This window comes from Anoxybacillus amylolyticus, from assembly GCF_001634285.1.
Lineage (GTDB): Bacteria > Bacillota > Bacilli > Bacillales > Anoxybacillaceae > Anoxybacteroides > Anoxybacteroides amylolyticum.
Genome location: NZ_CP015438.1, coordinates 332,493 through 345,407, shown reverse-complemented (window position 1 = coordinate 345,407; position 12,915 = coordinate 332,493). Strand labels below are relative to the sequence as shown.

The 12,915-nt window shown below is 45.2% G+C and carries 13 protein-coding genes; 1 reads left to right on the top strand and 12 read right to left on the bottom strand.

From position 1 onward, the window contains the following. Nucleotides 1-9: 9 nt before the first annotated feature. The 12 genes from GFC30_RS01720 to GFC30_RS01665 all read right to left on the bottom strand — a co-directional run bounded on the left by GFC30_RS01720 (nt 10) and on the right by GFC30_RS01665 (nt 12,216). Nucleotides 10-1,449: a sigma-54-dependent transcriptional regulator gene (locus tag GFC30_RS01720; RefSeq protein ID WP_066322594.1), complete on the bottom strand. Its 1,440-nt coding sequence runs from the start codon at nt 1,447-1,449 to the stop codon at nt 10-12. Further along, on the bottom strand, nt 1,450-3,093 hold the full coding sequence (locus tag GFC30_RS01715; protein ID WP_066322592.1) for a GAF domain-containing sensor histidine kinase: 1,644 nt from the start codon (nt 3,091-3,093) through the stop codon (nt 1,450-1,452). A 4-nt stretch (nt 3,094-3,097) separates the two neighbouring features. Next, a complete protein-coding gene (locus GFC30_RS01710) occupies nt 3,098-4,246 on the bottom strand; it encodes an iron-containing alcohol dehydrogenase (protein WP_066322590.1) in 1,149 nt (382 codons plus the stop codon). A gap of 101 nt (nt 4,247-4,347) precedes the next feature. Further along, entirely contained in the window at nt 4,348-4,782 is a 435-nt protein-coding gene (locus tag GFC30_RS01705) for a hypothetical protein (protein ID WP_066322588.1), read from the bottom strand. Nucleotides 4,783-4,927: 145 nt separating this feature from the next. Continuing rightward, on the bottom strand, nt 4,928-5,548 hold the full coding sequence (locus tag GFC30_RS01700) for a thymidine kinase (protein ID WP_066322586.1): 621 nt from the start codon (nt 5,546-5,548) through the stop codon (nt 4,928-4,930). 116 nt (nt 5,549-5,664) lie between these two features. Beyond that, nucleotides 5,665-5,865 carry a 50S ribosomal protein L31 gene (gene rpmE / locus GFC30_RS01695; RefSeq protein ID WP_066322584.1) on the bottom strand — a complete coding sequence of 67 codons (201 nt, stop codon included), beginning with the start codon at nt 5,863-5,865 and terminating at the stop codon, nt 5,665-5,667. 123 nt (nt 5,866-5,988) lie between these two features. Beyond that, nucleotides 5,989-7,260 carry a transcription termination factor Rho gene (rho, locus tag GFC30_RS01690; RefSeq protein ID WP_066322582.1) on the bottom strand — a complete coding sequence of 424 codons (1,272 nt, stop codon included), beginning with the start codon at nt 7,258-7,260 and terminating at the stop codon, nt 5,989-5,991. A gap of 261 nt (nt 7,261-7,521) precedes the next feature. Then, on the bottom strand, nt 7,522-8,487 hold the full coding sequence (glpX, locus tag GFC30_RS01685; RefSeq protein WP_066322580.1) for a class II fructose-bisphosphatase: 966 nt from the start codon (nt 8,485-8,487) through the stop codon (nt 7,522-7,524). A gap of 28 nt (nt 8,488-8,515) precedes the next feature. Continuing rightward, nucleotides 8,516-9,802, bottom strand: a complete 1,287-nt coding sequence (locus GFC30_RS01680) for a UDP-N-acetylglucosamine 1-carboxyvinyltransferase (protein WP_066322578.1) — start codon at nt 9,800-9,802, stop codon at nt 8,516-8,518. An 84-nt stretch (nt 9,803-9,886) separates the two neighbouring features. Then, nucleotides 9,887-10,531 carry a fructose-6-phosphate aldolase gene (gene fsa / locus GFC30_RS01675; protein WP_066327020.1) on the bottom strand — a complete coding sequence of 215 codons (645 nt, stop codon included), beginning with the start codon at nt 10,529-10,531 and terminating at the stop codon, nt 9,887-9,889. Nucleotides 10,532-10,807: 276 nt separating this feature from the next. After that, nucleotides 10,808-11,668 (bottom strand): class II fructose-bisphosphate aldolase, encoded by an 861-nt coding sequence (locus GFC30_RS01670; protein ID WP_066322577.1) that lies wholly within the window; start codon nt 11,666-11,668, stop codon nt 10,808-10,810. A gap of 185 nt (nt 11,669-11,853) precedes the next feature. After that, nucleotides 11,854-12,216, bottom strand: a complete 363-nt coding sequence (locus GFC30_RS01665; RefSeq protein ID WP_066327017.1) for a response regulator — start codon at nt 12,214-12,216, stop codon at nt 11,854-11,856. 165 nt (nt 12,217-12,381) lie between these two features. On the opposite strand from GFC30_RS01665, the gene GFC30_RS01660 reads away from it, so the two are divergent. Next, on the top strand, nt 12,382-12,906 hold the full coding sequence (locus tag GFC30_RS01660; protein ID WP_066322575.1) for a DUF2529 family protein: 525 nt from the start codon (nt 12,382-12,384) through the stop codon (nt 12,904-12,906). Nucleotides 12,907-12,915: the final 9 nt, after the last annotated feature.

The following is a 12,915-nucleotide window of genomic DNA, read 5'->3' as shown; positions in this document are numbered from 1 at the left end:
GGGCTGACCTTATTTTTGGTCAGCTCCTTTTTCTTTTAGTAAATACCTCAATTTGCGCACGGTAATGTTGAGCCGTTCGGCTGTTTCTTTTCGATTGCCAATCGTTTCTTTTAACGTTTTCATAACAAACGAACGTCCGATGGTTGTTTCAAGCTCTTTTACTAACGACAGGACATATTCTAAATCAATAGGCTCATTTTTTTTCCATAACGATAAAACATCGTTTGTCCATTCATGCAAATACGTCTCCAAATCGGTGTCGCTCGTCTTTTTTGCTACCGTTGGCATCGAAGTGTGCGAAGGTTTCAGTTTTTCCGGAAGGTATGGTGGGGTAATCACTGCTGTTTCCCCTTCTGCCAATGTTACTGCGCGTTTGACGACGTTAAACAATTCGCGGACATTGCCTGGCCAATGGTATTGGCTCATATAAGCAAGACTTTCTTCCGAAAACGATAGTGGCGAATGCAACTTTTTTAAGAAATAATCGACAAGCAGCGGCAAGTCTCCCAGCCGCTCACGAAGTGGTGGAATCGTTAGTTTTACGACATCTAGCCGATAAAGCAAATCTTCGCGAAACGTTTTCTCTTCTACCGCTTTTGCCAAATTCACATGCGATGCGGCAATGATGCGCGTATTCGTTTTTCGTATCGCTTCGCCGCCAACGCGAATATACTCCCCTGTTTCTAGCACGCGCAACAATTTCACTTGCGTTGCTAGCGTCGCTTCGCCAATTTCATCCAAAAACAGCGTGCCGCGATTGGCGATTTCGAACATGCCTTTTTTTTCTTTTATCGCCCCAGTAAACGCCCCTTTTTCATGACCGAACAATTCGCTTTCCAACAACGTTTCCGAAACGGCACCGCAATTGATGCCGATAAACGGCTGGTCGTAGCGCATGCTCGCGCTATGAATAAAATGGGCAAGTACCTCTTTCCCTGTTCCTGTTTCCCCTTCAATGAGCACGTTCACGTTTTTTTTCGCAATTTTGTAGGCAAGCTTTAACAAGTCATTCATTTCTTTATTTGTCCCGACCATGAACCCAAGCGTTTCGGCTAGCTTGTACATGTCATTTTGGGCAGACGTAGCGCCGCTATGCAACAGTCCGTCAATCAGTTGCTCTAGTTGGTCGATGTCATCAAATGGTTTTTCAACATAGTCGTTCGCCCCGTATTTAATCGCTTCTACCGCCGTTTTTACCGTACTGTAGCCTGTCATCACCACCACCTTACAAGCAGGAAGCGAAAGCTTTAGCTGTTTTAACAAATCTAACCCGTTCGTATCCGGCAACTTCACATCAATCAACGCCAAATCAAAGCGATGCTGGCGAATGAGTTGGAAAAAATCTTGCCCACTAAACCCAAGTGTCACGTGATATCCTTTTTCTTCTAGTAAGTGGCGAAAAAATGTGCCAACTTCGCGTTCGTCGTCGACGACTAAAATATGACGCATCTAACCTCCCCTTTCCTCTTTTGCCGGTAATTTTAACCGAAATTCGCTCCCTTTGCCGAGCTCGCTACTGACTTCAATCGTGCCGCCGTGTGCTTGCGCGATTCCTAAACTGACAGACAATCCAAGTCCTGTTCCTTTTCCCGGTCGCTTTGTCGTGAAAAACGGATGGAAAATTTCTTGCAAGTGCTGTTCGCTAATTCCTTTTCCGTTGTCTTTAACGCTTAAAATAACCCATCGTTTTTCTGCCTCTGTGACTAGCTTCGTTTCGATAGTAATCGTTTTCTTTTCGTCCTCTATTTCTTCAAGCGCATCTTTTGCGTTAATTAAAAAGTTTAAAATAATTTGTCCGATTTGTTGAATGTTTCCTTCGATTAATTCGAGCGAATCATCTAGTTGCTTTTGAATCGTGATATTCTGTTTTTGAATTTGATCGCCGATGAGCCCTAATACTTGCTCGACCGCCTCGTTAATGGAGCATTCTGCAAACATATATTCATCTTGTCGCGAGAACGTCAATAAATTTTGAATGATCGTTTTGCACCGCTTTCCGCATGAATAAATGTCGGATAATAACTTGTAGGAGCGCTCGTCTTTCATTGACCGCAACAACAGCTGAGCGTTCCCAAGAATCGCCGTGAGCGGATTGTTCAGTTCGTGCGCAATGCCTGCCGCCATTTCCCCAATGGCGGCAAGCTTCCCAGATTGAACGAGCTGGGCTTCGATTTGTAGCTTTTCGGTGATGTCATTAATATACATAATGACCGCATACATTTTTTGCTGTTCGTTCCATACAGGGTACGAGTGCAACTCGCAAACGCGTTGTTGAATACGCAAGTGTCGGTGCACTGGTTTTTTCGTTTCGATATTTTCAATGATTGGATTCTCGCTTGGTTCAAGTTCTAGCAGCTCATAAATGTTTGTTTGTTGTACGTCAGAAAAAAACGTTTTGACCGCGTCGTTGTACCGCAAAATATTTCCGTCTAAGTCAACGACGAAAATCATTTCGGAAACGGCGCGAAACGTTTCTTCCCATTCTTTTTTGCTCGTTAATACTTCATTGTAAAGGCGGGCATTCTCGATACAAACGGCTAGTTGGTCGCCAAACTGTTGAAAAAAAGAAAGGTCTGCTTCGTCGTATGCAACGACTTCTTTGCTTCCGATGCTTAAGACGCCGATCACTTGGGTTTTACGCATGAGCGGAATAAGTAGTACACTTTGAATACCTAACGCTTCGTACACGCTTGTTTCAATAAATACCGGTTCTTTTTTTACCTCATAAAAAATTTTTTCAAGCGATTGAATCGCTTTCCAATATAGCGAACGTTCTTTCGGCAGCGCAAATCCTATAGGAAAGTAAAGGGCATGTGTTGGATAGACGTTTGTTAAAATAAGCTGCTCTTGTTCGTATAGCGATAAACTTATTCTTGCAAGCGGAAAAATTTCTTTTAGTTTGTCGAACGTGTTTTTGAGCATTTCATCCATCGACATATTGATATTGAAGCTTTTCGTGATATCGTTAATAATTTCTAGCTGCATATTTTTCTTTTTTAATTCGCCGACCATTTTTTTTAATTCCGTATAATAGCTTCGTTTGGAAGATTGTACACCGGTTAACATGGTGATCAGTTGTTGCCGCTCGTTCATCGTTTTACCATGCCTTTCTAAATAGTTCCTGAATGTCTTCGACGGTCACATCCCGTGGATTTGTAATCATGCACGCATCATGAAACGCAACAACGCTCATTTTCTGTAGCTCGTCTTTTTCCACCCCGATATCGGCTAACCGCTGAGGCGCTCCGATGTCGATTGCGAGCTGCTTAACATAGTCGATTGCTTTTTTTCCAGCTTCCATTGCGGAAAGTCCGCGAGTATCGACGCCAAGGAAAAGGGCGATATCGGCAAATTTTTTCGGGTTAGCTAATAAGTTGTATTCCATGACGTGCGGCAGCAAAATCGAATTCACATCTCCGTGGAGAAGGTTATATTTTCCACCTACGGCGTGGGACATCGCGTGAACTGCCCCTAAAATGGCGTTGGAAAAAGCTAAGCCTGCCTGTAAACTAGCCATCGCCATATTCGTTTTCGCTTCTTCGTTCATTTTGGAAGCTACGGAAGGACGTAAATATTGTGCAACGAGGGAAATAGCGTTTTTCGCTTGTACGTCTGTTAACGGTGTTGCCGCTAAGCTGACGTACGCTTCAATGCCGTGCGTTAATACGTCAAGCCCTGTCGAAGCCGTTAAATGGGCGCTTTTTGTCGATAACGTTTCCGGGTCAATGATCGCAATATCAGGAATAAGCGAGCGAGAAACGATCGTCATCTTTTTTTTCTCCTTCGTATCGACGATCACGGAAAATTGCGACACTTCTGACCCTGAGCCTGCCGTTGTCGAAACCATCACTTGTGGCGGGAGCGGATGGTGAATTTTATCTACCCCTTCATAGTCACGAATTTGTCCTCCATTAGTCGCTAAAATGGCTATCGCTTTCGCAACATCAATCGGACTTCCTCCACCGACTCCAATAATTGCATCACATTCATTTTCGATATACACACAGCATCCTTTTTCTACTTCGCTATCTTTTGGGTTAATCGTAACGTCATAAAATGTCGTATAATGTAGTCCCGCTTGTTGACAGCTTTTCACGATTACATCAAGCCAACCAGCGGCGATGACGCCAGGGTCGCTGACGATAAGTACGTTCGTTGCGCCAAGCCGTAAACAACTTTCCCCGACTTGTTGAATCGAACTTTTTCCAAAAATTACTTCCGGCATGACAAATTTATGAATGTTCATACATGCGCTCCTTACTCATAATCTTTCTTTTATTGTATAACTATTAAGAAATTTTTTGTCTATTTTGTTGCAAAATAAAAAACGCCCCTTTTAGGGCGTGATTAATCGAGGCGGACGTGAATGTTGTACGTCGGGATGGCTTTCACCAGCAGTTCGTACAGCTTCGTTCGGTCGGTTTGTCTTTGGTGGTGCGAGCGATTCTCTGGGGCATCGACGGTCACCCACATGTCGCTTCCGTTCATCCACACTGATTGGGCACGATAGTTTTTATATTGCCCGACAACTTGCACCGCTTTTTGCACTATAGCGCGGTCGTTTGCGCTGCCGTCCGTTAAACTAATGAAATTTGGGTTTTGATTTGTCTTCTCTGGATCGTCGAAATGATTATAGATGCGGTCGACGTTCGGACGCGCTTCGTTTGCTGTCATTAGCTTTCTTCCGTTACGGTCTTCGTTTTGCGCATGGTATTGCGAATCGGTCGGGTTTAATGTACATGCAGCAAGAAATAAAGGAAAAACTAGCAATAAGCGCTTCATGTTAATCGCCTCCTTGTTGCTAGTTTTCCCGTGAGGCAAAAAAATATTGGGAGAAGAATATGACAGTTATTTTTGCGCATGACAAAAACTGAACAGCTATATAAGTGCGCTTTGAAAGTTGAACATTTTCACTTGATACGTGCCATTAGCAAGTCGTTTGTCCGTTTTTCTGAAGGTAGTGTTCGGTTGGTTTATCTGGCACTTCGTGGTGATGGCGGCAACGCGGTTCATACGATTCACTTGCGCCAACTAAAATAATCGGATCATGATAAGAAGCTGGCTGGCCGTTAATTAACCGTTGCGTGCGGCTTGCCGGCGAACCGCACACCGTGCACACCGCTTGCAATTTCGTCACCGATTCGGCAATCGCCATTAACGTTGGCACCGGTCCGAACGGCTCCCCGCGAAAATCTTGGTCGAGTCCGGCCACAATGACGCGATAGCCGCGATCAGCTAACGTTTGTACGACATCAACAATTTGTTCATCAAAGAATTGGACTTCGTCGATCGCAATAACATCGGTTTGTTCCGATATGTACGTAAAAATTTCTTTCGCCGAATGCACCGGAATGGCAATAATAGACGTCCCGTTATGGGAAACGACCGCTTCCTCGCTATACCGGTTATCGATTGCCGGTTTAAATACTTTCACCTCTTGCTTTGCAAACGTAGCACGGCGCACACGGCGAATGAGTTCTTCCGATTTGCCGGAAAACATGCTTCCGCAAATCACTTCTAGCCAACCTGATTGTGTCATCACATACATCGAGGGCGTCCCCTTTCTTCCCAACATTCCATGAAAAGCACATCGTCCCAATGGACGTTATATTCATAAACAGTGAAAAAACAGGCAAGGGAACATGTTCGCTTGCCTGTTTTTTCTTACTTAAGGCCATATTTTTTGTTGAATTTATCAACACGTCCTGCCGCAGAAGCGAATTTTTGACGTCCTGTGTAGAATGGATGGCACTCCGAGCAAATCTCTACGCGCACTTCGTTTTTCACAGAGCCGCTTTCGAACTCGTTTCCACAAGCACATTTTACGATTACTTTTTTGTACGCTGGATGAATTCCTGCTTTCATTCTCTTTCATCTCCTTCCGCCCTGAATCGTTTCGAAACAGAGTTTTTCTATCGTTGTGAGTAGCTTCATCGTTTAAACACACATGACAAAATTATAACAAGGGCAAGGGGGTTTTGCAACTAGTTATTTTCTATTCCCCATACTTTTCCATTCCTCATCCAACATCGCAAAAAATTCTTCGTTTGATTTTGTTTGGCGCAGTTTGTTTAAAAAGCGGTCGATAAAGTCTGGGGTATCAGACATCGTTTTGCGAATCGCCCATAATTTTTCCAAATGTTCACGGGGAATAAGCAACTCTTCTTTACGTGTACCAGAGCGGCGAATATCGATGGCTGGGAAAATGCGCCGTTCCGCGAGCGAACGGTCGAGGTGCAACTCCATGTTGCCCGTTCCTTTAAATTCCTCGTAAATGACATCGTCCATACGCGAGCCTGTATCGACAAGCGCGGTCGCTAAAATCGTTAAGCTGCCGCCTTCTTCAATATTGCGCGCAGCACCGAAAAACCGTTTCGGACGGTGAAACGCAGCTGGGTCAATCCCTCCGGAAAGAGTACGGCCGCTCGGTGGAATGACTAAGTTATATGCACGCGCTAAGCGCGTAATGCTGTCCATTAAAATAACGACATCGCGCTTATGCTCCACAAGGCGCATCGCCCGCTCTAACACAAGCTCCGCCACTTTAATATGGTTTTCCGGCACTTCGTCAAACGTAGAGCTGACGACATCACCGTTGACGGAACGTTCAATATCCGTCACTTCCTCCGGACGTTCGTCAATTAATAGCACAATAAGTTCTACATCTGGATGGTTCGTCGTAATGCTATTGGCAATTTCTTTTAACAGCATCGTCTTTCCCGCTTTTGGCGGTGCGACAATTAAGCCGCGCTGCCCAAACCCAACTGGGGCAATTAAATCAATAATGCGCGTCGATAATTTATCCGGTGTCGTTTCTAGCTTCATTTGCCGGCTCGGATAAAGCGGGGTCAACGCTGGGAAATGCACACGTTCTTTCGCAATTTCCGGGTCTTCTCCGTTCACTGCTTCCACGTGCAATAAGCCATAATAACGCTCGTTTTCTTTCGGAGGACGCACTTTTCCCGATACTTTATCGCCGTTGCGCAAATCAAAGCGGCGAATTTGGGAAGCGGAAATATAAATATCTTCCGTGCTTGGCGAGTAGTTAATTGGACGTAAAAAACCGAACCCTTCCGATTGGATAATTTCGAGGACGCCTTCCATAAACATGAGTCCATCTTGTTCTGCCCGTGCTTTTAAAATCGCGAAAATAAGCTCTTTTTTCGTTAGTTTGCTGTAATACGAAATTTTATATTGCCGAGCAAGCTCGTACAACTCTTTTAGTTTCATATTTTCTAATACGGAAATCGTTAATTCCATTTCAACACCACACTTTTACTATTTTTCTGTCCCATGTCTACCAAATGGATCGCATGAAATGATGGGATAAAGAAGAACATGAAGGTTTACTCATTTTTAAGAAGTAACAAATCGCAGAGCTTATTTTGTGCGCACACAGCACGATTATTTTACCCTTTTTCTTATTTTTTAATCAATATATTTTTTTTCGGATTCTACTAAATAGTCGAAAAAGCTAAAAACAAGCGAGGGCGATGGAGGAAGCAGCCCTCGCTTGTCGGTTTATGGCTTAATGACTAAATGCGGTTTTTTCTTCAAGCTATGACGCCCATCGATAAAACGAACCGTTCCCGATTTAGCACGCATCACGACCGAATGCGTCTCCCCGTAAGAGCCTTTAAACTGAACGCCGCGCAACAATTCGCCATCGGTCACTCCTGTAGCTGCAAAAATTGCATCGTCACCTTTCACTAAATCTTCCATACGCAACACTTTGTTGACGTCAAGACCCATTTTTTTGCAACGTTCAAGTTCAGCATCGTTTTGCGGAAGCAGCTTTCCTTGAATTTCTCCACCTAAGCATTTAAGCGCCACTGCTGCCAACACGCCCTCTGGCGCTCCACCAGAACCAAATAAAATGTCGACGCCTGTATGGTCAAATGCGGTATTAATCGCTGCGGCGACATCACCATCGTTAATGAGTTTAATGCGTGCCCCTGCTTCGCGCAACTCGGCGATAATTCGTTCATGGCGCGGTCGGTTTAACACAATCGCCACCACATCTTCGACATCTTTATTTTTCGCTTTCGCAATCGCTTTCAAATTGTCGATAATCGGTGCGTTAATGTCGATCATGCCGACCGCTTCCCGTCCAACTGCGATTTTGTCCATGTACATATCGGGGGCATGAAGCAAATTCCCGTGATCCGCTACCGCCACTACCGCTAGAGCGTTCCAGCCTCCTGACGCGACGATGTTCGTCCCTTCTAACGGATCGACAGCTACATCGACACGCGGACCGTAGCCGTTTCCAAGCTTTTCGCCAATATATAACATCGGTGCCTCGTCCATTTCCCCTTCACCGATGACGACCGTCCCTTTCATCGGGATCGTATCGAACACATCTCGCATCGCAGACGTCGCTGCTTCATCTGCCTCGTCTTTTTTGCCGCGTCCCATCCAACGCGCCGCTGCTAGCGCGGCTGCTTCGGTGACGCGAACAAGCTCCATTGATAAACTTCTTTCCATCGTAACTTCTCCCTCTCCCCTTCGTTGCTTATGAATTTTGCATTTGTTCAATTTCTTGATCGGTCATTTTTTCGCGCCAAATCGTTGCCCCTAAGCCCGCTAACTTTTCGACAAGGTTGCTATACCCGCGGTCGATATGCTCAAGGCCGGTAATTTCCGTTACCCCTTCCGCCATCAGTCCTGCAATAACAAGCGATGCGCCTGCTCGTAAATCGCTCGCTTTCACTTTTGCGCCTTGCAACTGGACAGGTCCAGTCACAATCGCGGAACGACCTTCGACTTTAATATTGGCATTCATGCGGCGCAATTCATCGATATGCTTAAACCGAGCACTATAAATCGTATCCGTGACAACGCTTGTCCCACTTGCTTTCGTCAACAACGCCGTAAACGGCTGCTGGAGATCGGTCGGAAACCCTGGATAGACAAGCGTCTTGACGTCGACCGCCTTCATCGATGGGACGCTTTTCACAAGTAGTTGGTCATCGCTCGCTTCGACGTGCACGCCCATCTCGCGCAGTTTCGCCGTCAATGATTCTACGTGCTGCGGAATGACATTGTCGACAATGACTTCCTTTCCCATCGCCGCAGCGGCAATCATAAATGTTCCCGCTTCAATTCGATCTGGAATAATCGAGTGGCGGCAGCCGGAAAGTTTGTCCACCCCGTCAATGCGAATGACATCCGTCCCTGCCCCCTTAATTTTGGCGCCCATGTTCGATAACAATGTCGCAACATCAATAATTTCCGGTTCTTTCGCTGCGTTTTCGATAATCGTGCGCCCTTTGGCGCGAACGGCCGCCAACATAATATTAATCGTTGCCCCGACGCTGACCACGTCCAAGTAAATGCGTGCACCGCGCAGTTCATCGGCGCGTAAATAAATCGCTCCTTGTTCGTTTGTCACCTTAACCCCTAGCGCCTCAAACCCTTTAATGTGTTGGTCGATCGGGCGCGGCCCTAAGTGGCAACCGCCCGGTAGCCCAATGACTGCCTTTTGGAACCGTCCGATCATCGCCCCCATCAAATAATAAGAAGCGCGCAATTTTTTCACTTTTCCGTTTGGAAGAGGCATTGACACGATGTTCGTCGGGTCAATCGTTGCTTCCTTGCCATCAAAATGAAACGTGCCGCCAATTTCTTCGATTAACTCACCTAATACACGAACATCTGAAATATCCGGCAAGCCTTCAATCGTTACGGGCGATTCGGCAAGAATTGTTGCCGGGATGAGCGCGACTGCGCTATTTTTCGCCCCGCTAATTCGCACCGTTCCGTTTAATGGGTCGCCGCCGATGATTTTTAACTTTTCCATTATAGTCTCCCTTCCAGCGAAGATGACTGATGTTTGCGCAACTTATAAGGAAACAGTTACAGTTTAGACAAAAATGGTCGATTTTTATCGCTGTTGGCTATTCCAATCCGCTAAAAATTTTTCGATTCCTTGGTCTGTTAACGGATGGTGGCATAATTGGATTAATACTTTGTAAGGAACGGTCGCAATATGCGCTCCGCGTAACGCCGCCTCTGTGACATGCAATGGATGGCGGATGGATGCAGCTATAATTTCTGTTTCAATGCCGTGAATGTCAAAAATGTTGGCAATTGTTGAGATGAGTTCCAATCCGTTATGTCCGATGTCGTCTAACCGACCGAGGAACGGAGAAACATACGTCGCGCCTGCGCGGGCTGCTAGCAGCGCTTGGTTCGCATTGAAAATAAGCGTTACGTTCGTTTTAATTCCTTTTTCGCTGAACACTTTCACCGCTTTTAACCCTTCCGGTGTCATCGGCACTTTAATCGTAATGTTTGGAGCGATTTTCGCTAGTTCTTCTCCTTCTTTAATCATCCCTTCTGCATCAGTAGAAATGACTTCCGCACTGACAGAGCCGGATACGATCTCCGTAATTTCGCGAAGGCGATCGTGAAACGACACGTTTTCTTTCGCTACAAGGCTTGGGTTTGTCGTCACACCCGCTAATACTCCTAATTCATTCGCTTTTTTAATTTCTTCCAAATTGGCGGTATCAATAAAAAATTTCACGTTTTCTCCTCCTTTTTGGTTCATCACCACAACATATACTTGACAAGTGATACGCTTTCTTGAACAAGAATGTGCAAAAATCATTGATTGGCTGATTCTTCCTCACAAGCGTCAGTAGAGCGTGTTATAAAAATCAAGCACCACTTTTGGCGAAGATTCTCCTTTTTCTAAAAAAGGTATCCTCTTTCCTTTCTTTCCTTACCTAAAAAAGCTACCATTCACTTTATAGAAACAAAACCGCTCGCTCCGGCTTTGCCGGAACGATGCGGTCAATAATTACAACGCTTTTCCTGAAGAACCGAATTCGCGCATTTTGCCAATGACGGTCGATTTAATTGCATCGCGGCCAGGACCGATAAATTTGCGCGGATCATACACTTTTTCGTCTGTCGCTAAAATTTCGCGAACCACTTTTGTGAAAGCGATTTGGTTTTCCGTGTTTACGTTAATTTTCGATGTACCGAGCGAAATCGCACGTTGAATTTGTTCTGTCGGAATGCCTGTACCTCCGTGCAATACAAGCGGAATGCGTGTCAAATCGCGGATGATTTCCATTTCTTTAAATCCAAGTTTCGGCTCCCCCTTATACGGGCCGTGAACGGAACCGAGCGCAGGTGCTAAACAGTCGATGCCTGTCCGCTTCACTAATTCTTCGCACTCTTTCGGATCTGCATAAATGACACCGTCCGCTACGACATCGTCTTCTTGTCCACCCACTGTGCCAAGTTCTGCTTCGACCGATACGCCGCGCGCATGGGCATATTCGACAACTTTTGACGTCATTTGCACGTTTTCTTCAAACGGATGATGAGAAGCATCAATCATTACAGATGTAAAACCAGCATCAATCGCTGCTTTACATTTTTCAAAGCTAGAACCGTGATCGAGATGGATGGCCACTGGAACCGTAATGTTCATATCTTCCATTAAGCCTTTGACCATGTTAACGACTGTTTTGAAGCCGCCCATGTAGCGTGCTGCACCTTCCGATACGCCAAGAATGACTGGGGATTTTTCTTCTTCTGCCGCTGCTAAAATCGCTTGCGTCCATTCGAGGTTGTTGATGTTAAATTGCCCGACCGCATATTTTTCGGCTAACGCTTTATCGAGCATTTCCTTCATTGATACTAAAGGCATGATCGAGATCCTCCTTAATCGTTAAACTTCGCCTTTCGCTAACAAGAGGCTATGCGTAGCATTGCCATTTTATGTAAAATTATGTATGAAAGGCGCGCTTCTTACGTTATAAGCATACCAACTTACAATGAAAACAGCAACCTTGAGGAAAGACGTGAATTTAACAATAATTTGTCGAAAGCGCATTACAACGAAATATATTTTCGCACGGCATCACGCATATCATCGATATCAAACGGTTTTGCAAAATGCATGACTGCGCCTAGTTCCCTTGTTTCTTGAATCATATCAAGCTCGCCGTAAGCCGTCATAATAATCACTTTAATGTCCCGGTTGATTTCTTTAATGCGCTTTAATATTTCAATGCCATCCATGCCGGGAATTTTCATATCAAGCAGCACTAAGTCCGGCTGATGCTTTTGCACAATTTCTAGCGCTTGCACGCCGTTGGCTGCTTGAAACGTCGTATACCCCTCCCGCTGAAATACTTCGTTCAATAAAATGCGAATACCGTATTGGTCATCGACAATTAAAAGCTTATTTCCCATGTTTTCACCCTCTATTCTTTCGTTTCCTGCTTGTATACTTCGCCTTTTGTTGTTATTTTCCTGCCGTTTTGGAATAATCATCCCAAAAACAATCGTTGGGAACAACTAAAGTTGTGTTCTCCTCTAAAACAAGTATACTTTAATGATGGGAAGGAAGGTGAAAAAATGCTCAAAATTTTTCTAACACAATTACACGGTTATTTGAAAAAGGTTACAGAAGAAGAAATGGCAATCGAAGATGGCGCTCGCTTGCTTGCGCAAGCAGTAGTAGGAGAAGGGCGTATTTTCGTGCACGGGGTGGAAGAAATGGAAGGGGTCGTCATAGACGCGATAAAAGGGAGAGACGCCTTGCCGAAAGTCGCACGATTGTTAGAAAACGGCGCCATTTGCGACGACATCGATGAAACCGACCGTCTACTACTTATCGCACCATTTGCCAACGATGAGCAAGCGATACGTTTAGCAGAGCAGTTGGGCGGAAAAGTGCCGATTGTCGCTATTGCAGCGGCCACAGAAGGAGAACGTTCGCTTGCCGATATCGTCGATGTTTATATCGACAGCAAGCTCACAAAGCCTCTCCTTCCGCGTGAAGACGGGACGCGCTTTGGGTTTCCTGCTACGATTACGGCGCTATTCGCCTATTATTGCTTATTGCTTACGGTGCATGAAATTTTGGAGGAGTACAATTAAGGAAACGCC